The organism is Streptomyces tateyamensis, from assembly GCF_003205575.1.
Classification (GTDB): domain Bacteria; phylum Actinomycetota; class Actinomycetes; order Streptomycetales; family Streptomycetaceae; genus Kitasatospora; species Kitasatospora tateyamensis.
This window is the reverse complement of the sequence record NZ_PYBW01000082.1, coordinates 17,829-43,101: the sequence shown is the minus strand read 5'-3', so window position 1 is coordinate 43,101 and position 25,273 is coordinate 17,829. Positions and strand designations below refer to the sequence as shown.

The window sequence follows — 25,273 nt, the reverse complement described above, 5'->3', positions numbered from 1 at the left end:
ACCACTCGGAACCACCCGGAGCGCACCACCATGAGCACCGCCGCCCGCACCCCGCAGCAGGACCGAAGCCGGGCCACCCGCCGCCGGCTGCTGGAGGCCGCCGTGGAGTGCCTGGCCGAGCTCGGCTGGAACGGCAGCACGGTCGCCGTGGTGGCCGAGCGGGCCGGTGTGACCCGGGGCGCGGCGCAGCACCACTTCCCGACCCGGGAGGACCTGTTCACCGCGGCCGTCGAGCACGTCAGCGCCGAGCGGCTGGCGGCGGTGCGGGTCGACGCCGACCAGCTGCCGCCGCCCGGGCCGGCCCGCACCGAGGCGGTGGTGGAGCTGATCGTGCGGCTCTACACCGGGCCGCTGTTCCGCGCCGCGCTGCACCTGTGGGTGGCGGCCGCCACCGAACCGGCGCTGGCCGAGCGGATCGTCGCGCTGGAGGACCGGGTCGGACGCGAGTCGCACCGCGCCGCCCTCGAGTTCCTCGGGGTGGACGAAGGAGCCGACGGGGTCCGGGAGAGCGTCCAGGCCACCCTGGACCTCGCCCGCGGCCTCGGGCTCGCTAATCTGCTCACCGACGACGCCGTCCGACGGGCCGGCGTGGTCCGCCAGTGGTCCCGGATGCTCCAGAGCGCCCTGGACGGCCAGGCCCGCTGACCAGCGGTACACCCCCGGTCGCGCGCGGTCGCCGTCGGGGACTTCACCGGGCAGGCTGGATCCGGGCACAGTGGAACCGGGCACAGTGACACGTAGCAACCGCAGCACCCGCAGTCGCAGCACCAGCAACCGAAGTACCCAGCAACCGAAGCACCGAGCAGCCGTACGCACACGCAAGCCGGGGTGGTCGCCAGTATGGACAGTCCAGCACCGAACGCCAGAGGTGACGAGGGCTCCGGCATCGTGCCCGCGGGCTTCGACGGCCACCGGCTGCTGCCGCTGGCCACCGCACTGCTGGACGCCGAGGGCCGGGTGCTGCACTGGAGCGAGGACGCCGAACGGCTGCTCGGCTGGACCGTCGAGGACATGGTCGGCCAGTACGCCGCCCCGCTGCTCGCCGTCCCCGACCGCAGGGACGAGGTGCTGGCGCTCTACGAGCGGATCCTGGTCGACCGCCGCTGGTCCGGCGTCTTCCCGGTCCGGCACAAGGACGGCCACACCGTCGAGCTCGACTTCCGCACCTTCGGCATCACCGGCCCGGGAGAGCGCCCGCTGGTCCTGGCCACCGGCGCCGACCTGCACGCGGTACGCCAGGTGGAGGCCGACCTGGCGGTGCTGGACGGCTTCTTCACCCAGTCGCCGATCGGCATGGCCGTCTACGACACCGAGCTTCGCTTCGTGCGGCTCAACCAGGCGCTGGCCAGGATCAACGGCCTGCCCGCCGAGCAGCACCTCGGCCGGCGGATCGACGCCGTGCTGCCGGGCCTGAACGGTGCCGAGATCGAGGCGGTGATGCGTCAGGTGCTCAGCACCGGGCGCCCGGTGGTGGACGCCCGGTCCTACGGCCGCACGCCCGGCGACCCGCGCCACGACCGCGCCTGGTCCGCCTCCTACTTCCGGCTGGCCGACCCCGAGGGCCGGGTGCTCGGCGTCAGCTCCTCGATCATCGACGTCACCGAACGCTTCCAGGCCGAGGCCCGGGCCGCCCGGGCCCAGGAGCGGCTGACCCTGCTGGCCGACGCCACCGCCCGGATCGGTACCACGCTGGACATGCAGCGCACCGCCGAGGAGCTGATCTCCGCCGTGGTGCCGCGGTTCGCCGACTTCGCCACCGTCGACCTGCTGGACCCGATCCTGCGTGGCGAGGAGCCGAGCACGCTGGCCCCGGACGAGGGCGTGCAGCTGCGCGCGGTGGCCTCCGGCGAGGGGTACGACTCCACCCTGACCCGGACGGCGGACGCGGTCGGCGAGACCTCCGCCTACGACTCGCACCGGATCTACACCAAGAGCCTGCGCAGCGGGCGGCCGCTGCACGTCCCCTACGTGGACGAGGAGAAACTGCGCACCATCGCGGCCCGCGAGGAGCGGGTCAAGCCCGCCCTGGACGCCGGGCTGCACTCCTACCTGCTGGTCCCCCTGATGGCCCGTGGCATGGTGCTGGGCGGCGCCGAGTTCGTCCGCACCCGCAACCCCGAGCCGTTCACCGAGGGCGACGTGTCGCTGGCCGAGGAGCTGGTCGCCCGCACCGCGGTCTGCATCGACAACGCCCGGCTCTACCGGCGCGAGCGGGACACCGCGCTCACCCTGCAGCGCAGCCTGCTGCCGCAGGAGATCCACCGCACCCTGGGCCTGGAGATCGCCTACCGCTACCTGCCCAGCAGCGTGGTCAGCGAGGTCGGCGGCGACTGGTTCGACGTGGTCCCGCTCTCCTGCGGCCGGGTCGCGCTGGTGGTCGGCGACGTGATGGGCCACGGCATCCGGGCGGCCGCGACGATGGGTCAGCTGCGCACCGTGGCACGCACCCTGGCCACCCTGGACATGGCGCCGGCCCAGGTGCTGGCCCGGCTCGACGAGACCGCCGACGGGATCGGCGAGGGCCAGTTCGCCACCTGCGTCTGCGTGGTCTACGACCCGGTGGACCGCAGCTGCACCATCTCCAGCGCCGGGCACCTGCCGCCGGTGGTGATGGGCCCCGACGGCGACGCGACCGTGCTGGAGGTGCCGCCCGGCGTGCCGCTGGGCGTGGGCGGGGTGGCGTTCGAGAACACCGAGTTCACCCTGCGCGAGGGCGCCATCCTGACGCTCTACACCGACGGCCTGGTGGAGCGGCGCGGCGCCGACATCGACCACGGCATCGACCAGCTGCGCCAGACCCTGGCGGCCCGCGGCCGGACCCTGGAGGCGCACTGCGACGCCGTGGTCTCCGCGCTGGTGCGCGGCGGCAGCGAGGACGACGTGGCGATGATCATGGCCCGGGCGCTGCCGATCCCGCGCGACCGGATCGCCACCCTGCCGCTCGGCGGCCAGGGACCGGCCCCCTCGCTGGCCCGCCGGTTCACCCGAGCCACGCTCGCCGGCTGGGGGCTCACCCCGCTGTCCGACTTCGCCGAGCTGCTGGTCAGCGAGCTGGTCACGAACGCGCTGGTGCACGGCGGCGAACCGCTGCGGCTGCGGCTGTTCCGGGACCGCGCGCTGACCCTGGAGGTGGCCGACACCGGGCGCCAGACCCCGCGGCTGCGCCCGGCCGGCTCGGAGGACGAGGGCGGGCGCGGGATGTACCTGGTGAACGAGCTGGCACACCGCTGGGGGAGCCGGGCCACCTCGGAGGGCAAGGTGGTCTGGGCCGAGCTGGAACTTCCGCTGGGCAGCTGACGCTCCGTCGCCGGGCCTGCCGCTGGGCGGCTGACCGCGCGTCGCCCCGGCTGCCGAGCGTCAGGAGCTGCGCCCCGCCCCGGTCGGCCGCAGCAGCCGCCAGGCGGCCACCGCGCCCACCGCGACCAGCCCGGCGGCCAGCAGCGAGGCCAGGCCCACCCCGTGCACGAAGGCCGCGCGGGCCGCCTGCGCCAGGGCGTCGCCGGTCCCGCCGGGCAGCGAGCGGGCTGCCGCCACCGCGCCGCCGAGCGAGGCCCGGGCCTGCGCCGCGGCGGCCGGGTCCAGCCCGGCGGGAGCGGTCACCGCCGCGCTGTAGACGGCGGTCAGCACGGAGCCGAACAGCGCGATACCGAGCGCGGTGCCCAGCTCGTACGCGGTCTCCGAGACGGCCGAGGCGGCGCCGGACTTGCCGACCGGCGCGGCGCTCAGCACCAGGTCGGAGGAGAGCGTGTAGACCAGCCCCTCGGCGGCGCCGACCCCGACGAACACGGCGGCCAGCACCAGGTACGAGGTCGACTCGGTGAGCAGGCCCAGCGCGCCCAGCGCCAGGCCCAGCACGGCCAGTCCGCCGACCAGCGCACCGCGCGCGCCGATCCGCCGGGCCAGCCGGGCGCTGACCAGCGAGGCGCCCATCGCGGCCACGAAGCCCGGCGTCTCGGCCAGACCCGCGGTCAGCGGCGAGTAGCCGCGCACCAACTGCAGGTACTGCGACATGAAGAAGACCACGCCGCCCATGCCGAGGATCGCCACCAGCGCCCCGAGCACGGCGCCGGAGAACCGGCGGTCGGCGAACAGCCGCACGTCCAGCAGCGGGGTGGCCAGCCGCAGCTGGCGCCTGACGAACCCGCGGAGCCCGAGCACGCCGACCGCGCCGGCCGCCCAGACCTGCCAGTGCGCGGGGCCGTTGGCGGCTCCCTCCTTCACGGCGTAGACCAGTGCGATCAGTCCGGTCATCGAGAGCAGCACGCTCACCACGTCCCAGCGGCCCGGCTTCGGGTCGCGCGAGGCGGGCAGCAGCCAGCGGCCGAGCACCAGCAGCAGCGCCATCACCGGCAGGTTGAGCAGGAAGACCGAGCCCCACCAGAAGTGCTCCAGCAGCAGCCCGCCGATCAGCGGGCCGCCGGCCGCACCGGCGGTGGCGGCCGCGCCCCAGATCCCGATCGCGGTGGCGCGCTGGCGGGCGTCGGGGAAGAGCACCCGGATCAGCGACAGGGTGGACGGCATGATGGTCGCCCCGGCCACGCCCAGCAGGGCGCGGGCCGCGATCAGCCAGCCGGCCGAGGGGGCGTAGGCGGCCAGCAGCGAGGCGGCGCCGAAGGCGGTGGCCCCGAGCAGCAGCAGGCGCCGGCGCCCGATCCGGTCGCTCAGCGCGCCCATGCTCACCAGCAGGCCGGCCAGCACGAAGGAGTAGCTGTCGCCGATCCAGAGCAGTTGGGTGGCGCTCGGGTCGAGGACCTCGGTGATCGAGGGGATGGCCAGCACCAGCACGGTCGCGTCGATCGCGACCAGCAGTACGGCCAGCACCAGCACGGCCAGGCCCGCCCAGCGGCGGCGGGTGGCGGCGGGGGTGTCGAGGGCGGCGGGGGTGCTGCGGGGGGTGGTTGCGGGAGCGGTGCGGGCGGTGGCGGCGGCAGGGGCGTGGTGGTGCTGGGCGGTGGTCACGAGGGTCTCCGGAGGGCTCCGCCGAGGAAGAGCTCGATGAGGGCGAAGGCGCTGTCGCGTGGGGCCAGACGGCCGTCCTGGACGGCCCAGCCGACGCCGGCCAGCAGATCGAAGAAGGCCTCGGCCAGCCAGCCGGCCGGCAGTTCGATGCGGAAGGCGCCCTGCTGCTGGCCGCGCAGGAAGAAGGCCCGGACCCGGGCGCCCTGCTCCTCCCACAGGAGGAGCAGCTCGGGGTCGTCGAACAGGTGGTTCTCGCCGGCCAGGAACGCGCAGAGCGCGGCGTCGGGGACCAGCAGCTCGACGAGCCGGCGCAGCACGGCATCCGCCTCGCCGCGCTCCAGGTCGGCGGCGTCCAACGCGTCGTGGTAGCGGCGCAGGGCCAGCAGGCCGACCTCGCGGACCAGCGCCTCCCGGCCCGGGAAGACCCGGTGCAGCGAGGCCCGGCTGATCCCGGCGGCACGGGCGATCTCGTCCAGGTGGGCGGTGGGGTTGCGGGAGAGCACCTCGACGGCTGCCGTCAGTACCGTGTCGCGATCGATGGCCATGAGTACAGGATAGCTCAGCTGAGACACGGATGTCTCAGCTGAGTCGAAGGTGCCCGGCCAGAGCGCGCGAAGAACCGGAGGCGGCTCACGGCTGCCTCCGGTTCGGGAGTCCTGGTGCGGTGCCGGGCAGGCCGGCTCGGCGTGGTTTCGGCTCAGCTCTGGTTGTAGAAGCCGCTTTCGTCCAGCGGGCGGTCGATCACCATGACCTCGACCTCCGGCGGCGTGAGCAGGAAGACCCGGCGGGCGATCCGCTCGATGCCGCCCCGGGTGCCGAAGATCAGGCCGGAGGCGAAGTCCACCATCCGCTTGGCCTCGGCGTCGTCCATCTCGGTCACGTCCATCACCACCGGGGTGCCCGCGCGGACGTGCTCGCCGACGGTGCGGGCCGACTCGAAACCGGTCGGCTTGACCGAGACGATCTTGGCCGGGTTGGGCAGTGCGGGGATGGTGTCGGCCGTCCCCCAGCCGTCGTCCTCGTACACCGCGGCCGGGTAGCTCCCGGACGGCATCAGCCACCCGTTGTGGTGCTCGTCGCGAAGTGCTCCCATGCCGCGCCTCCCTGTCCTGTCCCCGGAGAGTTCCGCCGACGTACCGTCAACCTGACGCGTCATCCACTCGCCGGAACTGTCCGAGTATCGCACTGATCACTGCCGCGGCGCCCGCGCTGGCGCGCCGTTCGGGTTGTGGCGAGTGCCGCTGGCACCCACCACGCGCCGTCCGTCCTCACCACCGGGTGACGCCGCAGGTCGGCGCCCGGTTGCGGATATGCCGCGGGCTTCACCCGATCGCCACGCCGGCGTCGCTTCGTCAAAAAGGAGTTGACGAACGGTCACTCTCCGGTGACGCCGTCCACCGCTTCGCGGAGCAGGTCCGCGTGGCCGTTGTGGCGGGCGTACTCCTCGATCATGTGGATCTGGATCCAGCGCAGCGTCACGTCCTCGCCGCGGCGCTGCTTGCGGCCCACCGTCTCCAGCGAAAGCCCCGCCACCGCCTCGTCGGCCAGCGCCACCTGCCGGCGCCAGGTCGCGAAGGCCTCGGCGGGGTCGGCGGCGTCGGCGCCGTTGAAGTCGTAGTCCTCGTCCTCGTCGGTGTAGTAGAGCGGTTCGCGGTCCAGGCCCAGCAGCACCACCTGGTACCAGTACTGCTCCACCTCGGCGAGGTGGCGGACCAGGCCGAGCAGGCTGAGCGAGGACGGGGCGACCGAACGCAGTTTCAGCTGCTGCTCCGTCAGGCCCTCGCACTTGATCGCCAGGGTGCTGCGGTGGAAGGCCAGCCAGCCGGCCAGCATGGCGGCCTCGTCGGCCGCGAAGGGCGGGGCGACGCGGGCGGTGGGCGTACCCGGGCTCTCGGTCATGTGGGACATCCTGTCAGTACCAGGGTGTACAGGGCGAGTCAATTGACGGCCCGTGGGATCGGCTAGGGTGCGGTCGGCAGAACGCACCGTGTCCGAACCGAAGGGGGAACCACCATGGCACGACCCGTCACCCTGGTCACCGGCGGGGGCCGCGGCATCGGCGCCGCGGCCTGCCTGAAGCTGGCGGCCGCAGGGCACGACGTGGCGGTCGGGTACCGGCAGGACCGGGCAGCGGCCGAACAGGTGGTCGCCGCTGCCCGGCAGGCGGGTGCGCGGGCGGTCGCGCTGCGGCTGGACACGGCGGTGGAGGAGCAGGTCGAGGCCTTCTTCGACGCCGCCGAGGCCGAACTGGGCAAGCCGACCGGCCTGGTCAACAACGCCGGGGTGACCAGCACCCAGGGCCCGCTGGCCGAGCTGCGCACCGAGGACCTGCGCCGGGTGGTGGACGTCAACCTGATCGGCTACCTGCTCTGCGCCCGGCGCGCGGCCCGGGACTTCGCGGCGGGCGGCGCGATCGTCAACGTCTCCTCGGCGGCGGCCACCCTGGGCAGCCCGGGGGAGTACGTGCACTACGCGGCGACCAAGGCGGCCACCGACGCGCTGACCGTCGGGCTGGCCAAGGAGTTGGGCCCGCGCGGGATCCGGGTGAACACCGTCTCGCCGGGGACGATCGCCACCGAGTTCCACGCGCTCGGCGGCGAGCCCGGCCGCCCGGAGCGGGTGGCCCCGGTGATCCCGCTGCGCCGCCCGGGCCGGCCCGAGGAGATCGCGGGCGCGATCGCCTGGCTGCTCTCCCCGGACGCCTCCTACACCACCGGGGCCACCTTGCGGGTGGCGGGCGGGTTGTAGCTGCCCGTGGGCCGCCGGGCGGTCTGTACCGCCGCGCGGGTCAGGCGGTGGCCGGGCCGGCCGCAGCGGCCGCGGAGTCAGGCAGTCGGCGGCGGCGGGTGCGCCAGGCGGCGGCCAGGCTGACGGCGCCGAGCAGCGCGATCAGCGCCGTCGAGGCGAGGAAGGCCGGCGAGCCCGGGCTGCCCGCGCTCGCGCCGGCCACCACGTAGGCGGCGGTACCGGGCAGCACGCCGAGCAGGGTGGCCCCGAGGTAGGGGGCCGCCCGCACCCCGGACAGCGCCGCGCCGAGGTTGACCGCCTGGAACGGGATCCCCGGCACCAGGCGGAGCAGCAGCACGCTGGCGAAGCCCCGTTCGGTCAGCCGCCGGTCCAGCCCCGTCAGTGCCTTGCCGCGCACCAGCGGCCGCAGCGCCCCGTGGCCGAGGCCGCGCCCCAGCCCGAAGGCGAGCGCCGCGCCGCCGGTGGTCCCCAGCACCGCGACCGGCACGCCGACCCGGGCCCCGAAGAGCACTCCGGCGGCCACGCTGAGCGCGGGCTTGGGCAGGAACGCCAGGGTGCCCAGGGCGAACAGCGCCACGAAGGCCGGGGCGCGCCAGAACCCCGGCACCGCCGCGACGGCGGTGCGGGGATCCCACGCCGCCAACGAGGCGGCCGCCGCCCCCAGCAGGAGCACCAGCAGCACGAGCCTGGCCCACCGGGAACCGAACAGTCGACGCATCCGACCGAGGTTAGTGCACCTGGACCGGCCGCTCGGACGGCACCGCGTCCGGCCGAGGGGCCGCCGCCCGCAGCGCCCGGGCCGCCGGGACCAGGGCCGCCGCCAGCAGGGTCACCAGGACGAAGGAGACCCGCAGCGAGGTGCCCTGGGCCACCAGGCCGACGATGGCCGGGGCCACCAGCCCGGAGGTGTAGGTCACGGTGGCGACCCCGGCGATGGCCTGGCTCGGGTTGGGCCCCGCGTGCCCGGCCGCCGCGAAGGCCAGCGGCACCACCACCGCGATCCCCAGCCCGATCAGCCCGAACCCGGGGATCGCCAGCCCCGGCCCCGAGGCGGCCACCACCAGCACCCCGCCCGCGGCCGCCACCACCCCGCCGAGCCGCACCGTGGTGACCGCGCCCAGCCGTGACACCACCGCGTCCCCGGCGAACCGCCCGAGCGTCATCAGGGCGGTGAACGCGGCGTAGGCCAGGGTGGCCGTGCCCGCGGCGGCACCGGTGACGTCCCGCAGGTAGACCCCGGACCAGTCGATCCCGGCCCCTTCGGCGAAGACGGCGCAGAACCCGACCAGGCCGATCAGCAGCGCCGAGCGCGGCGGCACCGAGAACCGCGGCGGAGCCTCGGCCTCCGGCTCGGGCCGCACGTCCAGCAGGTGGCCGCAGACCAGCTGGGCGGCGGCCAGCAGCGCGAGCGCGACCAGGGCCAGGTGGGCGCGCGGGTCCAGGTGCTGACGGGCCGCCAGTAGCCCCAGGCCCGCCGCGACCAGCCCGCCCAGGGTCCACATCCCGTGCAGCCCGGACATGATCGAGCGGCCCAGCCGCTGCTCGACCTCCACGCCCTCGGCGTTCATCGCCACGTCCGCCATCCCGGCGGTGGCGCCGAAGACCAGGGTGGCCAGGCAGAGCCAGGGCAGCCCGGGGGCCAGCGGCGGCAGCGTGAGGGCCAGTGCGTACAGGCCGATCAGCAGCCGGATCGCGGTGCGGGCTCCGAGCCGGTGCGCGATCCGGCCGGCCAGCGGCATCGCGAGCGAGGCGCCGAGCGCGGGCATGACCAGGGCCAGCCCGAGCTGCCCGGCCGACAGGTGCAGGTGCTCCCGGATCGCCGGGATCCGGGTGGCGAAGGTGCCGGCGAGAGTGCCGTGCACCGCGAAGACCAGGGCGACGCTGACCCGGGCCCGGCGCAGTCGAGCGGCTGGCGGCATGGCGGTGGATCCCTCCCGAGGAGACGCATGGGCAGTGGGGCTGCTGATAAATTATCAGGAAGGGACCCTGATAGATAGATCTGGAAGGATGCCTTCCCATGACCACAGCGCGCACGGCCACGCCGAGCACCGCCCGCGCGATCAACGACCGGCTGGCCCTGGACCTGCTGCTGAGGCAGGGCCCACTGACCGCGACCGAGCTGCGCACCCTGACCGGGCTGTCCCGCCCCACCGTCGCCGACCTGCTGGAACGCCTGCAGCACGGCGGCCTGGTGGCGATCGTCGGCGAGCGCGGCGAGGAGCGGCGCGGCCCCAACGCCCGGCTGTACGGGCTGCGCGCCGACCGCGCCCACCTGGCCGGGGTGGACGTGCGCGCGGGCGGCGTCACCTTCACCGTCGCCGACCTGACCGGCCGCACGGTGGCGGGCGCCACCCTGCCGATCGACCCCGAGGACCCGGCCGGCCCGCCCCCCGGCTACGCGGACCGGGTGCTGCAGGCGCTGCTCGCCGCCGCCCGCGAGGCCGGGGCCGGCGATCTGCACACGGTCACCGTCGGCGCGCCCGGCCTGGTCCACCCGGCCACCGGCCAGCTGCGCCCCACCAGCCTGCCGCCGCACTGGCACACCGACCTGGTGGCCGTGCTGCGGGCCGGGCTGACCGGCGAGGTGATCCTGGAGAACGAGGTCAACCTGGCCGGGATCGCCGAGCACCGGCTCGGCGCGGTCACCGACCGGGACACCTTCGTGCTGCTCTGGCTCGGCCACGGCACCGGCGCCGCGGTGATGCTGGACGGGCGGCTGCGCCGGGGCGCCTCCGGCGGTACCGGCGAGATCGGCTTCCTGCCGGTGCCCGGCACCGGCGGTCTGCCCGGCAGCCTGGGCTGCGACGGCGGGTTCCACACGCTGGCCGGCAGTCGCGCGGTCTGCGAGCTGGCCCGCGCCCACGGCGTGCCGGTGCCGGACGGCGCCGAGGACGCCGCGGCCGCGGAGGCCGCCGTGCTGGCCGCCCGGGCGGCGGGTACGGCCGGCGAGGCGTTCCTGGACGGGCTCGCCGACCGGGTCGCGCTCGGCGCCACCGCGGTCTGCGTGTTGCTCGACCCCGGCTGCCTGGTGCTCGGCGGCGAGACCGGCCGGGCCGGCGGCAGGGCGCTGGCGGACCGGGTGGCGGCCCGGCTGGCCGCGCTCTCGCCGCTGCCCACCGAGGTGCGGCCCAGCGCCACCGGCGGCGGTGCGGTGCTCAGCGGTGCGGTGCTGACCGCCTCGGACGCGGTCTGCCGGGACCTGTTCGGCGGGCCGTGACCGCCGCGGTCCGGGGCCTGGCGCCGATGGTGCAGGATGGGGGAGTTGTCGATCACCCTCCAGCACGGGAGCGCGCCATGGACCAGCCGGGACGTCCCGTGCACCAGTACCGGATCGGCGAGGCGGCGGCGATGCTCGGGGTCAGCGCGGACACCATGCGGCGCTGGGTGGACGCCGGGCGGGTGGCCGCCGAGCGGGACGAGCACGGGCACCGGATCGTCCCCGGCGAGCAACTGGCCGCCTTCGCCCGCGAGCTGGCCAAGCCCGGTGCGGCCGAGGCGGAGGGGCGGCCCTCCTCGGCGCGCAACCGGTTCCCCGGCATCGTGACCCAGGTGGTGCTGGGGGACGTGGCGGCGCAGGTGGAGATCCAGGCCGGGCCGTTCCGGGTGGTCTCGTTGATCAGCCGTGACTCGGCGGAGGAACTGCAGCTGGTGCCAGGGGCACCCGCGACTGCGGTCATCAAGTCGACCAATGTGATGATCGAGCGCAGCAGCTGACGTACCGGCTGACGTATGTACCCGCTGACGCAGCAGCGGACGACGAGGAGGACCGTGTACCCCCCTACCGCGAGCACGTGGACCTGATGACCCCTTGGCTGTGGAGCGTTGCGCGATGACTGCTGTGGACGCGGTCCGTCCGATCGCGGTGGCCCACCGTGGCGACCCGTACCGGTACCGGGAGAACACCCTCGCCTCGGTCGCCGCCGCCTTCGCGGCCGGTGCCGACGCGGTGGAGGTGGACGTCCAGCTGACCCGTGACGGCGTCCCGGTGCTGCTGCACGACCGCACGCTCAAGCGCCTGTGGGGGCTGGACCGCCCGGTCGCCCGGCTGACCGCGGCCCAACTGGCCGCGCAGCGGTTCGCGGGCGGCGAGCGGGTGCCGACCCTGGCCGAGGCGCTGAAGCTGACGGCTGAGCAGGGCGGGCGCCGACTGCTGATCGATCTGGACGACGCCCAGCCGGTCGCGGCCACCTGGGCGGCGGTCGGCGCGGCCGGCGCCGAGGACCTGGTCGCGTTCTGCGGACCGACGGCGGCGATGTTCGCGGTGCGCGAGCTGGCGCCGGGTGCGCAGCTCTCGCTCACCTGGAAGCAGCCGGCCATGCCCGCGGCGGCCCTGCTGGCCGACCTGGCGCCCCGCTACCTCAACCCGCCGTTCGGGCTGCTGGACGCCGGGTTCATGGCCCGGGCCGCCGAGCTGGGCCTGCTGGTCTCCACCTGGACCGTGGACACCCGGCGCACCATGCGGCGGATCCGGGCGCTCGGGGCGGCCTCGATCACCTCGAACCGGATCGGGGTGCTGCGCCAGGAGCTCGACCGGTGACGGTGCTCGGCCCCCGGGCGCTGAACCGGGCGCTGCTGGCTCGTCAGTACCTGCTGGCACCCGCCGCGCTGACGCCGGCCCAGCTGGTCGACCACCTGGTCGGGCTCCAGGCCCAGGCCGCCGAGGCGCCGTACTACGCGCTGTGGAGCCGGCTGCCGGACTTCGCCCCCGAGCAGCTGGACGCGCTGCTGGTCGACCGGAGCGCGGTGCGGCTGGGCCTGCAACGGGGCACCATCCACCTGGTCTCCGCCGCCGACTGCCTGCGCTGGCGCACCCTCTTCCAGCCGGTGCTGGAGCAGGGTGTGCGCAACCGCGCCGCCCTGCTGGCGGGCCTGGACCTGGACGCCGTGGTCGCCCGCGGCCGCGCGCTGGTCGAGGCCGAACCGCGCACCTTCCAGGAACTCGGCACCCTGCTCGCCGCCGACTTCCCCGACCGTGACCCGGCCGCGCTCGCCCAGGTGCTGCGGGCGAGGCTGGCGCTGGTCCAGGTCCCGCCGCGGGGCCTGTGGCGCACCGGCGGGGCGGCCGCGCACACCACCGCCGAGCAGTGGCTCGGCGCTCCCCTGGGCGCCGCCCCCGAACCGGACGAGCTGATCCTGCGCTACCTGCGCGCCTTCGGCCCGGCCAGTGTCGCCGACGTGCAGAAGTGGTCCGGCCTGACCAGGCTGGGCCCCGCCGTCAAGCGCCTGGACCTGCCCGAGTTCCGCGACGACCGGGGCCGCACCCTCTACGACCTGCCGGACGCCCCGCGCCCCCACGAGGCCACCCCGGTCCCGGTGCGCCTGCTCGCCCCGTTCGACAACGCGCTGCTGTCGCACGCCGACCGGGCCCGGATCCTGCCGGACGCCTACCGCCGGGCGGTGATGGGCCCCAACGGCATCGTCCGCGGCACGATCCTGGTCGACGGCTTCGTGGCCGGGCGGTGGCGGCTGGCCCGCGCCCGCGACCGTGCCACCGTCCACCTGGAGCCCTTCGCCCCGTGGGAGCGCAGTACCCGCTCCGCTGCCGAGGCGGCCGCGGAGCGGGTACTGCCCTTCGCCGCACCGGAGCTGACGGTCCATGAGGTCGTGGTCGCGGACTGACCCCGGCGGCGGCCGCACCCGCGGTCGGCCCGCTGCGGTGCGCTGACCGCCGCCCGGGTGACGGGCGGGTGGCTCGCGCCCGCTCCGCCGGAGCATGCCTTCGGCCAGGCCTGCGCCGCGCTCCCCGGTGCCGGGCCGGGCACCCTGGCGGCGCTGGGAGAGCGCTCGCGCTGCTCTGCCTGGTGCCGCAGGGCGGACTGGCGCTCGCCGCGGCCCCGCCGGCCTGCCCGCCGCTGGGCCCGCCCGAGCAGCCGCGCGCCCACTGACAGGAGGGCGGCTGTCGGGGCAGGAGCGCAGTGAGGGCGCCCGGGGGTCGTGTTGCCCGGGGCGCCCAGGTGACGTCAGGCGGGGGGCGTCGGGGCCTTCGCCGTGATGACGGAGAACCTGCCGCCCTGAGGGTCGGCCAGGACCGCCATCCGTCCGGCCGCCATGTCGAAGGCCGGAGCGAGGACGCTGCCACCGGCGCGGACGGCGGCATCCTGGACCTCGTCGACGCTGTCCACGTGGAAGTACGCCTGCCAGTGCGGCGGCGTACCGGGCGGCAGGGCGGACAGGTCCATCATCCCGCCCACCGCGCGCCCGTCGACCTGGAACTCGATGTACCCCTCGGCGCCCGGCATCTCGGAGCTGCGCGTGGTGACGGGCAGGACGGAGGAGTAGAACGCGGAGGCGGCCGGCAGGTCGGCGGTGATCAGCTCGTTCCAGATGAGGGCGCCGTGCTCGTTGACGATGCCCGCGCCGCCGAAGGTGCCTGACTGCCACAGACCGACGACGGCACCGGTCGGGTCAGCGACCACAGCCATCCGCCCGAGGTCCATGACCTCCATCGGGCCCGCCACGACCGTGCCACCGGCGTCCGTGACGCCCTTCACGGTGGTGTCGATGCTGTCCGTCGCCAGGTACGTCGTCCAGACGGTCGGCGGGAGCGGATCGGGCACCGTCCCGTCCGGGTTCATCGCCTTCATGATCCCGGCGACCGCCTTGCCCTTGAGGGTGCAGACGGCATAGCCGCCCAGCTCCGGCGGGCCCACCTGGCCCTGCCAGCCGAAGAGGTCGCAGTAGAAGTCGAGGGCCGCCTGCTGGTCGGGGACCATCAGCTCGATCCAGCAGGGGGTGCCAGGCTTGTAGGGGCCGTTCACTTCGGGCATGGATGCCTCCAGGACGCTTCTCGGGGATGGACGGGCCGTCCCCTACCCGGGCTCTGCGCGCAGAATCGAGCCGTACGGGTGACGCGTGGTCCGGGTGGTGCGGATGCTGATCAGAGCACCGGCCCCGCTGACGGAGCAGGTGATCATCTGTCAGACAGGCCCTGGCCGGCCGGGGCTCAGATCGGTTCCTCGAACCCGAACCGGGGCACGACCGCGCGGGACCGGATGGCCTGGCGGGACGCCGGGGTCCGGGCTCAGGAGTAGTCGGCCGCCCGCCGTGCGGTGATCCAGGTGCCCAGACGGGCTATCAGACCGGTGGCCCACAGGCCGAGTGCGGTCACCGCGACACCGGCCACGCAGTCCAGCAGGTAGTGGTTGGCCGTGCCCACCACCACCACGGCGATGGCCGCCGGATAGAGCAGGCCCAGCGCGCGGAGCACCCGGTTGCGGCTGTACCGCCAGAGCAGCAGCCCGCACCACAGGGCCCAGCCCACGTGCAGGCTCGGCATCGCCGCGTAGTCGTTGGTCATCTCGGCCAGCCCCTTGGGGACGCCGCCTCCGCCGCTCCACCAGCCGATCGAGGCGTGCTGGGCCAGCACGTCGACGAATCCCGCGGAGCCGTCCAGCAGGCGCGGCGGCGCGGTCGGAAAGGCCACGAAGCCCGCCAGGCCCAGGGTGGTCGTCACCAACAGCCAGTTGCGCGCGTGGGCGTAGGCAGCGCGGCGGAAGCGCCAGAGCCAGAACAACACCGCACCGGTGACCGCGTAGTGCAGCGTGGCGTAGGCGAAGTCGGCCGGGACGCCGAGCCAGGAGTGGGTGGTGAAGGCGCGGTTGAGCCAGAGTTCGGGGCTGAGGTGCAGGGCGCGTTCGGCGGAGAGCAGGTCCTGCCCGTGCTGCTGGGCCTGCACCAGGTTGTTGCTGGCGAGCAGTCGGCTGCCGTCGTAGGCCGCGTAGACCAGCAGCAGGAGTTCCCAGCGCCCCCGGCGCCACCACGGGCGCCGAGACTGCGAGGGCGCGACCGGCGGGGCGGTCGGTGCCTGCTCCGCCGGGGCGCCGGTGGGCGCGGGGCGGGCATGCTCGGTCCTCAGCACGGTCGTCCCCTCCCCGTGCCCCCGGACATGCCGAACCGGATCTGCATGGTTCCCCCCACACCTGGCGGCCGTTGCACAGCGTTGTTCGTGTGCCGCATGCCTGAATGGATCTTAACTGCTGGTTGCGGCTCGATTATCACTCGTATGCACGGCGCCCTCGGCGGATGGGTGGGCAGCTGCGACCGGCCCTGTCAGGGCCAACGGGTCACTGCCCCGCGACCTGTAGGCGGGTCACTGCCCCGCGACCAGCAGGACGCCGAGCGAGGTCATGGTGGCCGCGATCACGCCGTCCAGCACGCGCCAGGAGGCGGGGCGGGCGAAGAAGCGGGCCAGCAGCCTGGCGCCGAAGCCGAGGGCGGTGAACCACAGGACGCTGCCGAGCGCGGCCCCGGCGCCGAAGGCCCAGCGGTCGCGGCCGTAGGAGCCCGCCACCGAACCGAGCAGCAGCACCGTGTCCAGGTAGACGTGCGGGTTGAGCCAGGTCAGGGCGAGGCAGGTGAGCACGGCGGTGCGCAGCGCGGGGGCGGTCTGCCGCAGCGCATCCAGCCCGGCGGGGCGCAGCGCGCGCCGGGCGGCCAGCAGGCCGTAGCCGACCAGGAAGGTGCCGCCGACCCAGGCCAGTGCGGTGATCGCGGTCGGCCAGGCCCGCACCAGGCTGCCGATCCCGGCCACCCCGGCCGCGATCAGCACCGCGTCCGAAGCGGCGCAGATGGCCACCACCGCCGGGACGTGACGCCGGCTCAGGCCTTGGCGCAGCACGAAGGCGTTCTGCGCGCCGATGGCGACGATCAGGGAGAGTCCGGTGCCCAGCCCGGCGGCCGCGGCGATCAGGGGTGTCTGCACACCGCGAGGGTAGGCAGGCAGCAACCGGCCAGGCCAGCTAAAGATTCTTACGTATCATTAGCAGTCATGATGATGACCGAGCTGCCGCTCGACCAGGTGCGGACCCTGCTCGCGGCCGTCGACGAGGGCACCTTCGAGGCGGCGGCGCGGGCGCTGAGCGTGACCCCGTCCGCGGTCAGCCAGCGGATCAAGGCGCTGGAGCAGCGGACCGGGCGGGTGCTGCTGCTGCGCTCCAAGCCGGTGCGGCTGACCGAGTCCGGCGAGGTGGTGGTGCGGTTCGCCCGCCAGGTCGCCCGGTTGGAGCAGGACGCGGCCGCGGAGCTCGGGCTGCCGGAGTCGGGTGAGCCGGCCCGGGTGTCGGTCGCGGTCAATGCCGACTCGTTGGCCACCTGGTTCCTGCCGGCCCTGACCCGGATCGGGCGGACGGGGCGGGTCGCCCTGGAACTGCACCGCGAGGACGAGGAGCACACCACCCGGCTGCTGCGCCAGGGCACCGTGATGGCGGCGGTCACCGCGACGCCGGCCCCGGTGCAGGGGTGCTCGGTGCGGGGCCTGGGGCGGATGCGGTACCGGGCGATGGCCAGCCCCGCCTTCGCCGAGCGGTGGTGCGGCGGGGACGGGGCGATCGGGGCACTGCTGCGGGCGGCGCCGGTGGTGGTCTTCGACCGGCGGGACGACCTGCAGGACAGGCTCCTGCGCGAGCTCGACCCGGCCGGCACGGGCGGCGGGGTGCGCCACCACGTGCCGGCCTCGGAGTCCTTCCTGGACGCGGTGGTGGCCGGGTTGGGCTGGGGGCTGCTGCCCGAGCTGCACGTGGCGGCGCGCGGGGTGCGGGGGCAGCTGCGGGACCTGGTGCCGGGGCGGGCGGTGGAGGTGCCGCTGTACTGGCAGCAGTGGAAGCTCGACTCGCCCGCGCTCGCCGAGCTGGCGGGCGAGGTGGTCCGGGCAGCGGCCCAGGCGCTGGGAGAGCAGGGCGTGCAGGGGAAGCAGCGGGCCGACGGGGCATAGGGCAGCGCAGGCGCAGGGTGTGTCGGGTGGGGCCAGAGTGACGGGGCGTCGGCGAAGCTTCGTGTGAGACGGACCGTCAGAAGATATGCTGAGATGGCCCCTAGGGAGTGAAGATCCGTCAACTGGGGAGGCAGGGTGGAACCAGGACCCACACGGGAGCCCGGCCCCGTGCCGGAGTCCGCCCCCGCCCCGGGGACCGACCCGCGCCGCCCGTTCCAGATGCTGCCGCCCGTCGCCCGCGCCGCAGTCGCCTGGGCCGTGGTCGTGGTGCTCGCCATCACGGTCGGCAGCCTGGTGGTCTACGCGCTGGTGGCGCTGCGCGCGGCCACCGTGCCGCTGGTCATCGCCCTGCTCGGCACCGCGCTGCTGCACCCCGTGATGCCCTGGCTGGTCCGCTGCGGCCTGCGGCGGGGCACGGCGGCCGCGCTGACCTGCGTGGTGCTGGTGGCCGCCGTCGGCACGGTGATCGCGGTGCTCACCAATTCGCTGGTGCACACTGCCCCACAGATCGCCAGGTCGCTCCAGGAGGCCGGGACCAAGCTGGCCGGCTGGCTGGGCCCGACCGGCGACCGCATCCACCAGTCGCTGACCACCGCCGCCGGCTCCGGCAGCTCGGTGGGCGGCTCGCTCTTCACCGACCTGGCCAGCGGAGTGCTCTCCGGCCTGGGCATCGCGGTGGAGCTGATCACCGGCGGGGTGCTCGCCCTCGCGCTGGTCTTCTTCTTCCTGCGCGACGGCGACCGGACCGCCGACCTGGTCCGCTCGGTGCTGCCCGCCGAACGGGCCGAGCTGGTGGTGGCCTGCGGGCAGCAGGCGTTCGCCGCGATGGCCGGCTTCATGCGCGGCACCACGCTGATCGCGCTGATCGACGCGCTGTTCATCACCGTCGGCCTGGTGATCCTCGGGGTGCCGGGCGCTGCGGGGCTGGGGGCGCTGGTCTTCCTGGGCGCGTTCATCCCGTTCATCGGCGCCTTCCTGTCCGGCACGGTGGCCGTGCTGGTCGCGCTGGCCGACGGCGGGCTCACCAAGGCGCTGTGGACGCTCGGCGTGGTGCTGGCGGTGCAGGCGATCGAGGGGAACGTGCTGCAGCCCGTGATCCAGAGCCGCACGGTGGAGCTGCACCCGGCCACCATCATGTTCGCGGTGGTGGCCGGATCGGGGGTGGCCGGCATGGTCGGCGCGCTGCTCGCGGTGCCGGTCTGTGCGGCCGCCCTGGGGATCGTCTCGGTGCTGCGTGGCCGCCGACTGGGCGAACCCGCACCGGCAGGGGACTGAGGCGGCGTCACTGCGCCGGGTCGGTGCCGCGCTACAGGCTACTGGCCGGTATGGTCGGTGGCGGTCCAGCCGAAGGCGGCTCGGTGCAGAGAGTTGGGTGCGGCAGACGTGGAGTTCCGAGAAGACATCCTGGGTGCCCCGTACGAGGCGGCCGAACTGCCGCTGGCGGCCGATGACGAAGGTGCCGTCACCGCGACCCTGGTCCGCCGGCTGGTCCCGGGTTCGCAGCGGGCCGTGCTCTACGTGCACGGGTACAACGACTACTTCTTCCAGACCAACCTGGCCGACCACTTCGTCGCGCTCGGGTTCTCGTTCTACGCGCTGGACCTGCGCAAGTACGGACGCTCGCTGCGCCCGCACCAGTCGCCCAACTTCGTGCGCGACCTGGCCGCGTACGACGAGGAGCTGGACGAGGCGGTGCGGGTGATCCGGGAGTTGGACGGGCACACCCGCCTGCTGGTCGACGGACACTCGACCGGCGGGCTGGTCGCCGCGCTCTGGGCGCACCGGCGGGCCGGGCGCGGGCTGGTGGACGGGCTCTTCCTGAACAGCCCGTTCCTGTCGATGCCCACCTCGCCCGTCCTGCGCACCCTGGGCGCGCCGGCCGTGGGCGCGCTGGGCCGGCTCGCCGGGGGCCTGCGCAAGCTGCCCAGCACGCTCAACCCGCACTACGTGCACAGCCTGCACCGCGACCACAAGGGCGAGTGGGACTTCGACCTGGCGCTCAAGCCGGCCGAGGGCTTCCCGCTCTACGCGGGCTGGCTGGCGGCGATCCAGCGCGGCCACCGCGAGGTGCGCCGGGGGCTGGCGGTCGACGTGCCGGTGCTGCTGATGGCCTCCACCGCCTCGATCGCCACCACCAGCTGGGACCCGGCGCTGCACCGCCGTGACGCCGTGCTGCGCGCGGACGACATCGCGGCGCTGGCCCCGAAGCTGGGACGGCACGTGACCACGGTGCGGATCGAGGGCGGCATGCACGACCTGGTGCTGTCCGGGCCCGAGGCGCGCGAGCAGGTCTTCGCCGAGCTGGACCGGTGGCTCGCGGCCTACTTCCCGGCGACGGTCTGAAGGCCTGACGGCCTGAAGCTCTGACGGGTCTGACGGCCTGACGGCCTGACGGCCTGACGGCCTGAAGCTCTGACGGTCTGACGGTCTGACAGCAGGCCGGACGGTGCTGCGCGGGAACGTCGTGGGCTGCGGCCCGGTGCCACGGGGTGCTGCCATGGCCTCGTGCCACGGCGTCATGCCGCGCCCTTAAGCTGCGGGCATGCCCAACGACCCCGCCGAGCCGCTGCCGGTCCTGCGCGAGACGGCCTTCGGCACCGCCAAGCTGATGCCCGACCTGGACTGCCCGGGCGGCTGGCTGCTCACCGTGGACGGCACCCCGCAGTCCTACGTGGACCTGACGGACCCGCAGCACCTCGAGTTCGAGTACACCCACCGCCTCGGCCACCTGGCCGACACCGTCGCCCCGCCCGGCGCGCCGCTGGCCGTCCTGCACCTGGGCGGCGGCGCGCTCACCCTGCCGCGCTACCTGGCCGCCACCCGCCCGGGCTCGCGCCAGTTGGTCGGCGAGGCGGACGGGCCGCTGGTGGAACTGGTCGCCGAGGTGCTGCCGTGGGACGGGCAGGGGATCGAGGTCACCGTCGGTGACGCGCGCGAGGTGCTGGCGACCGCCGAGCCGGGCGGCCACGACCTGGTGGTCGCCGACGTCTTCCGCGGCTCGCGCACCCCGGGCCACCTGACCTCGGTGGAGTTCGTCCGGCTCGCCGCCGCCGCGCTGCGCCCCGACGGCGTCTACGCCGCCAACCTCGCCGACGGCGCCCCGCTGGACTTCGCCCGCGCCCAGGCCGCCACCGTACGGGCCGTCTTCCCGCACACCTGCCTGCTCGCCGAGCCCTCGGTGCTGCGCGGGCGCCGGTTCGGCAACCTGCTGCTGGTCGGCTCCCACCGCGAGCTGCCCGCCGCCGCACTCACCCGCCGGCTGGCCGGCGATCCCTTCCCGGCCCGCCTGGTCGACGGCCCCGAGCTGCGCCGCCTGACCGGCACCGCCGACCCGGTGACCGACGCCGACGCCCGCCCGTCCCCGGTGCCGCCGGCCGGGGCGTTCAGCATCGGGTGACGTACTGTCAGCTCCAGCCCACCGATCAGCGGCGGACCGACCCCGAGGAGACGACCGGATGCCCCGCACGCTCGCCGTCGAGCTGGCCGATGTGCCCGAGACCGCGCTGTGGACCCTCTACCAGCGGGCCGGCGAGGCCCGCCGGGCGGACGCGGTGCTGCACGACCCCCAGGCGGTGGAGCTGGTCGACCGGATCGACTACCCCTTCGCCGAGCGGTTCGGGCCGGCCGGCGGTTTCCAGTCCCAGCTGCAGGCACTGCGGGTGGCCTGCTTCGACTGCGAGGTGTCCGACTTCCTGGCCCGCCACCCGCGCGGCACCGTGGTCTGCCTGGGCGAGGGCCTGGAGACCCAGTACTGGCGGATCGACAACGGCCGGGCCCAGTGGCTCACCGTCGACCTGCCGGAGATGGTCGCGCTGCGCACCGACCTCCTCCCGCCCGGCCCGCGCCAGCGCTACCTGGCCTGCTCGGCCACCGACCCGGCCTGGCAGCCCGAGGTCGACCCGGCGCACGGCGTACTGATCACCGCCCAGGGCCTGCTGATGTACCTGCCGCCGCATCAGGTCCGGGCCCTGATCGCCTCCTGCGCCCGGGCCTTCCCCGGCGGCAGCCTGGTACTGGACAGCATTCCGCGCTGGTTCAGCCGCCTGGCGGTCCAGGGCAAGCTGCGGCACCACGGGTACACGCCGCCGCCGATGCCGTGGGGCATGGACGCGGGCGAGCGGGAGAAGCTGCGCACGGCCGACCCGGCGGTGGCCTCGGTGCGCGACGTGCGGCCATCGGGCGGCCGCGGCATGCTGGGAGCCCTGCTACCCCTGGCGCTGGCTGTCCCGCCGATCGCCGAGCGCCGCCCGACGGTCACGGTCCTGACGTTCGACCAGCAGCCCGGGTAGGGCAGCTGGGCTGGGACCCACCGAGAGCTGGATGTCTCGTGGCAGCCCACCGATCGACCGGATTGGTGGACCGGAGTTGTCACCACGGCCGGACCACTCGCCGATGCCGATCGCTGAGCTGCCGTCGACGGACCCGCAGCACCCGGTGACCGGATCACGGGCCGTATGCCAGGCAGAGCCGCCCTGCTGCACTCCGTTTCCGACCTCTGTAGCTGCCCTCGCGGGTATGCGAGGGCAGCTACAGGACAAGCCTTGCTTGAGCGGTGTACCGGACGGCCGCCGCGGGCGGGCTACTGCGTGTCGAACCGGTCGATCACCAGGTAGGTGCCTCCCGTCTTGGTGAGAGTCAGGGTGTGCCGTCCGATCGGCAGCCCGCTGACCGCGTAGACCGTCTGCTGGGCGTGGCGGCTGGTGGCGTTGGCGTTGACGGTGCCCTTGGCGGCGCCGTCGAGGGATACGGCGAGGGTGCCCTCGTCGCTGTTGGTCTCGGTGACGAGGCTGATGCCGGTCCCGGTGAAGGTGACGGTGGCCGAGTCGCCGTTCGCCGCGGCGGCGTGGACGTCGTTCTGGTAGTCGCCGAAGCCGCGGCTGGGGTAGTACTGCCAGGAGGCGCCGGTGTAGGTGATGGCGGGGTCGGTGTCGTTGTGGACGCCGGTGACCTCGAAGCCGTCCAGGGTGGACCAGGTGCCGTTGCGCTTGACGACCTGGACCGTGTGGCTGCCCGCGCTCAGTCCGCTGGTGCTGTAGACGACCGCCTGGGCCTGGCGGGTGGTGGAACTGGTGTCGAACAGACCCTTGGAGGTGCCGTCGAGGAAGACCTCGACCTGCCCCTGGTCGCTGCTCCTCTCACCGACGACCGAGACGCCGGTGCCGGTGAAGGTCAGCGAGGCGCTGTCGCCGTCGGCCTGCGTGGCGTGCACGGCGTCGTCGTAGTCGCCCAGGCCGCGGTTGCCGTTGGCTGTCCAACTGCCGGTGTAGGAGATTGCGGTGTCGTCGTCGTCGATCCGGCCGGTCATCGGCCGGTAGCCGGCGTCCGGGCCGGCGGCGGCGATGACGGCCTGGGCGGCGGGGGGCCAGGCGCCGCCGGAGACGATGGTGGCCTGGTTGAAGGTGATGTTGGTGCCGCGGTTGTTGTAGGCGGAGGTGTCCGAGTAGTTGTCGTGGATGTTGATGTCGTGGATCGTCGGCGTCCACATGCCGATCCAGCCGCCCCCGCCGATGCGCGCGACGTTGTCGTAGGTGTTCCAGTACGAGCTGCCCTCGTCCTGGTACAGCTTGTTGTTGGTGTGGTTGGTGACCTCGACGAGGTTGCCGGCGAGCACGGAGGTGCTCCCGTCGTTGCCCTGGCCGCCGTTGGTGTAGATCGGGCCGCCGTCGTAGAGGATGTTCATCACGTCGTGCACGTGGTTGTCCAGGATCTGGTTGCCGCCGGCGTAGATGGTGCCGTGGCGGCAGGAGGCCAGGTGCTGGGCGGACTGCATGGAGCACGGTGAGGCGTAGCCCCAGCCCCAGCCGAGCGAGATGCCGGAGTACGGGGTGTGGCCGATGTCGTTGTGCGAGATCGCGAGGTTGCGGGTGTAGCCGGCCCAGATGCCGACCGCGTCGGAGTAGTCCTGACCGACGTGGTCGATCCAGTTCTCGGAGACGGTGTCGCCGGTGGTCATCCGGCCGGTGTCGGTGAGGTAGTAGTCGTCGACCTCGCCGACGGAGACGCCGCCGCCGGAGGTGTCGTGGATGAAGCTGCCGGTGATCGTGGAGCTCTGGGTGCCGTCGGCGAGGTCGATGCCGGTGCCGCCGGTGTGCGTGATCTCGTCGCCGGCGAAGGTGATGTTCGAGCTGCGGTGGACCTGTACGGCGGCCGGGATGCGGGTCGGGGCGTCGGCGTGGCTGGGGTCCCACAGCACGCCGGCCTGGTTGTCGATGTAGCCGGCCGTCGCGGGCAGCATCCAGGTGGTGTAGGCGAAGGTCAGGCCCTGGAAGGTGATGTCGAGCGCGGGCGTGACCGCGTCCGGCACCACGGTGAAGCCGTCGAGGACCAGAAACGTCCCGGAGGTCTTGACCAGCTTGACGGTGTGCCGGCCCTTGGACAGGCCACCGACGGAGGCGACGACCTGCTGGGCGAGCCGGGAGGTGCCGGCGGCGGAAACACTCTGGGTCTTGGTGCCGTCGACGTAGACGTCGATGCCGCCCTCGTCGGTGTTGGCCTCCGACAGCACGTCGATCCCGGTGCCGGTGAAGGTGTAGCTCGCCGAGTCGCCGTTGACCGTGGTGGAGTGCACGTCGTCGTAGAGGTCGCCCACGGCTCGCGCGGAGGAGTACGACCACGAGCCGTTGTAGGTGATGGACGGATCCGTGTCGTTGACCGGGACGAGGTGGCCCGGGGTGCCGTTCAAGGTCAACAGCGTCTCGCGGGTGGGCAGTTCGACATCCGCCGTGCTGAGGTCCTGACCGCCGCGCGGCATGTAGTACACAAAGCCCGCCGAGCTGTTGAGATAGAACTCGCCCGGCGAGTCCAGCAGTTGATAGGCGTTTTCGACGTAGCTGATCGAACTGAGGGCAGGCAGTCCGGCACCGTTGAACGGGAACTGCCGGTTGGGTACCGCGGTGTTGTTGTTCCGGAAGCAGGTCGGGTCGACGTCGAGGCTGGAGCCGCCTCCGCTCGGCACGGTGATGCCCGCCAGCGGGCAGCGCATCTGCTTCCACGCGTTGTCGTCCACCACCTCCACCGAGGCGGCGTCGGTGAACGAGGCGTAGGAGGAGTCGGCGGTGGTGAAGCTGGACCCGGAGAGGGTGAAGCCGGCGGGGTTCAGCGGCCCGCGTGCTCGCTGCGCCCGCACCCCGTTGACGAACAACTGCCGACTCTGCGTGCCGACCGGTACGGCGGCACGGTAGATGTTCTTCGAACTGTCGTAGAGCGAGAACCCGGTGACCTGCTGGGCCCCGCTCAGCACCGGGACTTCGCCAGGGTAGTTGGCCCAGACGACCTTGTGGCCGTTCTGTCCGGAGTCCTGCGTCCCGAGACTGAACGCCTGGGACAGTCGGTACGTGCCGCCGCGGAGGTAGACGTCGATGTCCGCGGCCATCCCGGCGGTCAGGGACTCCACCTGGCTCTTGACGCTGTCCAGAGTGCAGGGAGCGCTGACCGAGCAGGTGCTCCCCGATCCCGAGGGTGACACGTAGAGCACGGTCGGGGTTGCGGCGGATGCCGGAGCGGGTGCGGCCACAGCGGCGCACAGAAGCGCGCCGAGGGTGCCGAGTGCTCGGAGTGCACGGAGTGTGTCGCGGAGGCTGACGGATCTGGAACGGAACAAGGGCATTGGTGCTCCTACGGGATGCGGGTGGGTGCTGCCGTTCCGGGTCCACTGCTGGGCGAGGGAGCCGGAGGCGGCCCGCCGGCCGCCGACCTGCTGCCGAGCCGTCCCGGGCGCCTGCCCGACGTGGGCCACGGCGGGCGAGAAGCGCGACGGCCCTGTCTGCCCACTATGTTGACTTGTGTTTGATTCTTCCTTCTGTGCGGTATTGGGCGGCACTTATCCATACATAGGAGCAATAGGGTGGGGGTACGCCA

At 73.9% G+C, this 25,273-nt stretch carries 22 protein-coding genes; 12 read left to right on the top strand and 10 right to left on the bottom strand.

All coding sequences use genetic code 11. From position 1 onward, the window contains the following. Positions 1-30 precede the first annotated feature (30 nt). Together C7C46_RS22120 and C7C46_RS22115 are read left to right on the top strand one after the other, a co-directional pair. On the top strand, positions 31-645 hold the full coding sequence (locus C7C46_RS22120) for a TetR/AcrR family transcriptional regulator (protein WP_110671640.1): 615 nt from the start codon (positions 31-33) through the stop codon (positions 643-645). A 195-nt stretch (positions 646-840) separates the two neighbouring features. After that, the gene (locus C7C46_RS22115; RefSeq protein WP_110671639.1) at positions 841-3,297 is read left to right on the top strand and encodes a SpoIIE family protein phosphatase; all 2,457 of its coding nucleotides are present in this window, start codon (positions 841-843) and stop codon (positions 3,295-3,297) included. A gap of 60 nt (positions 3,298-3,357) precedes the next feature. Here C7C46_RS22115 and C7C46_RS22110 read toward each other — a convergent pair whose 3' ends face one another. The 4 genes from C7C46_RS22110 to C7C46_RS22095 form a co-directional block, all read right to left on the bottom strand. Beyond that, positions 3,358-4,833 carry an MFS transporter gene (locus C7C46_RS22110; protein WP_425470104.1) on the bottom strand — a complete coding sequence of 492 codons (1,476 nt, stop codon included), beginning with the start codon at positions 4,831-4,833 and terminating at the stop codon, positions 3,358-3,360. 122 nt (positions 4,834-4,955) lie between these two features. Beyond that, complete coding sequence (locus C7C46_RS22105; RefSeq protein WP_110671637.1) at positions 4,956-5,504, bottom strand: TetR/AcrR family transcriptional regulator; 549 nt, start codon at positions 5,502-5,504, stop codon at positions 4,956-4,958. 152 nt (positions 5,505-5,656) lie between these two features. Next, on the bottom strand, positions 5,657-6,052 hold the full coding sequence (locus tag C7C46_RS22100) for a cell division protein SepF (protein ID WP_181442461.1): 396 nt from the start codon (positions 6,050-6,052) through the stop codon (positions 5,657-5,659). 281 nt (positions 6,053-6,333) lie between these two features. Then, positions 6,334-6,858: a DinB family protein gene (locus C7C46_RS22095; protein WP_110671635.1), complete on the bottom strand. Its 525-nt coding sequence runs from the start codon at positions 6,856-6,858 to the stop codon at positions 6,334-6,336. A gap of 114 nt (positions 6,859-6,972) precedes the next feature. Between C7C46_RS22095 and C7C46_RS22090 the strand changes: the two genes are divergently transcribed. Then, positions 6,973-7,707, top strand: a complete 735-nt coding sequence (locus tag C7C46_RS22090) for an SDR family oxidoreductase (RefSeq protein WP_110671634.1) — start codon at positions 6,973-6,975, stop codon at positions 7,705-7,707. A 40-nt stretch (positions 7,708-7,747) separates the two neighbouring features. Here C7C46_RS22090 and C7C46_RS22085 read toward each other — a convergent pair whose 3' ends face one another. Together C7C46_RS22085 and C7C46_RS22080 are read right to left on the bottom strand one after the other, a co-directional pair. Further along, complete coding sequence (locus tag C7C46_RS22085) at positions 7,748-8,425, bottom strand: TVP38/TMEM64 family protein (RefSeq protein WP_110671633.1); 678 nt, start codon at positions 8,423-8,425, stop codon at positions 7,748-7,750. Positions 8,426-8,435: 10 nt separating this feature from the next. Next, positions 8,436-9,626 (bottom strand): MFS transporter, encoded by a 1,191-nt coding sequence (locus C7C46_RS22080; RefSeq protein ID WP_110671632.1) that lies wholly within the window; start codon positions 9,624-9,626, stop codon positions 8,436-8,438. Between the two features lie 98 nt (positions 9,627-9,724). Between C7C46_RS22080 and C7C46_RS22075 the strand changes: the two genes are divergently transcribed. From C7C46_RS22075 to C7C46_RS22060, 4 genes are all read left to right on the top strand, one after another. Continuing rightward, complete coding sequence (locus tag C7C46_RS22075; protein ID WP_110671631.1) at positions 9,725-10,924, top strand: ROK family transcriptional regulator; 1,200 nt, start codon at positions 9,725-9,727, stop codon at positions 10,922-10,924. 77 nt (positions 10,925-11,001) lie between these two features. Then, a complete protein-coding gene (locus tag C7C46_RS22070) occupies positions 11,002-11,421 on the top strand; it encodes a TOBE domain-containing protein (RefSeq protein WP_110671630.1) in 420 nt (139 codons plus the stop codon). A 115-nt stretch (positions 11,422-11,536) separates the two neighbouring features. Beyond that, the gene (locus tag C7C46_RS22065; RefSeq protein ID WP_110671629.1) at positions 11,537-12,244 is read left to right on the top strand and encodes a glycerophosphodiester phosphodiesterase; all 708 of its coding nucleotides are present in this window, start codon (positions 11,537-11,539) and stop codon (positions 12,242-12,244) included. Next, the gene (locus C7C46_RS22060) at positions 12,241-13,326 is read left to right on the top strand and encodes a winged helix DNA-binding domain-containing protein (protein WP_110671628.1); all 1,086 of its coding nucleotides are present in this window, start codon (positions 12,241-12,243) and stop codon (positions 13,324-13,326) included. Before C7C46_RS22065 ends, C7C46_RS22060 begins: the two co-directional genes overlap by 4 nt. A gap of 341 nt (positions 13,327-13,667) precedes the next feature. Here C7C46_RS22060 and C7C46_RS22055 read toward each other — a convergent pair whose 3' ends face one another. The 3 genes from C7C46_RS22055 to C7C46_RS22045 all read right to left on the bottom strand — a co-directional run bounded on the left by C7C46_RS22055 (position 13,668) and on the right by C7C46_RS22045 (position 16,408). Beyond that, on the bottom strand, positions 13,668-14,465 hold the full coding sequence (locus C7C46_RS22055; protein ID WP_110671663.1) for a VOC family protein: 798 nt from the start codon (positions 14,463-14,465) through the stop codon (positions 13,668-13,670). Between the two features lie 263 nt (positions 14,466-14,728). Further along, on the bottom strand, positions 14,729-15,565 hold the full coding sequence (locus C7C46_RS22050; protein ID WP_245984698.1) for a phosphatase PAP2 family protein: 837 nt from the start codon (positions 15,563-15,565) through the stop codon (positions 14,729-14,731). 231 nt (positions 15,566-15,796) lie between these two features. Beyond that, complete coding sequence (locus tag C7C46_RS22045; RefSeq protein ID WP_110671627.1) at positions 15,797-16,408, bottom strand: LysE/ArgO family amino acid transporter; 612 nt, start codon at positions 16,406-16,408, stop codon at positions 15,797-15,799. A gap of 69 nt (positions 16,409-16,477) precedes the next feature. Between C7C46_RS22045 and C7C46_RS22040 the strand changes: the two genes are divergently transcribed. The 5 genes from C7C46_RS22040 (at position 16,478) to C7C46_RS22020 (ending at position 21,705) form a co-directional block, all read left to right on the top strand. Further along, on the top strand, positions 16,478-17,416 hold the full coding sequence (locus tag C7C46_RS22040; protein WP_110671661.1) for a LysR family transcriptional regulator ArgP: 939 nt from the start codon (positions 16,478-16,480) through the stop codon (positions 17,414-17,416). A gap of 168 nt (positions 17,417-17,584) precedes the next feature. After that, positions 17,585-18,691 carry an AI-2E family transporter gene (locus C7C46_RS22035; RefSeq protein WP_245984697.1) on the top strand — a complete coding sequence of 369 codons (1,107 nt, stop codon included), beginning with the start codon at positions 17,585-17,587 and terminating at the stop codon, positions 18,689-18,691. A 108-nt stretch (positions 18,692-18,799) separates the two neighbouring features. After that, a complete protein-coding gene (locus tag C7C46_RS22030) occupies positions 18,800-19,759 on the top strand; it encodes an alpha/beta hydrolase (protein ID WP_110671626.1) in 960 nt (319 codons plus the stop codon). A 199-nt stretch (positions 19,760-19,958) separates the two neighbouring features. Continuing rightward, positions 19,959-20,813, top strand: coding sequence for a spermidine synthase (locus tag C7C46_RS22025; protein WP_110671625.1), 855 nt, complete (start codon positions 19,959-19,961; stop codon positions 20,811-20,813). Positions 20,814-20,871: 58 nt separating this feature from the next. Then, positions 20,872-21,705: a class I SAM-dependent methyltransferase gene (locus C7C46_RS22020; RefSeq protein ID WP_110671624.1), complete on the top strand. Its 834-nt coding sequence runs from the start codon at positions 20,872-20,874 to the stop codon at positions 21,703-21,705. Between the two features lie 290 nt (positions 21,706-21,995). Here C7C46_RS22020 and C7C46_RS22015 read toward each other — a convergent pair whose 3' ends face one another. After that, the gene (locus tag C7C46_RS22015) at positions 21,996-24,809 is read right to left on the bottom strand and encodes a right-handed parallel beta-helix repeat-containing protein (RefSeq protein ID WP_146259173.1); all 2,814 of its coding nucleotides are present in this window, start codon (positions 24,807-24,809) and stop codon (positions 21,996-21,998) included. Positions 24,810-25,273 lie beyond the last annotated feature (464 nt).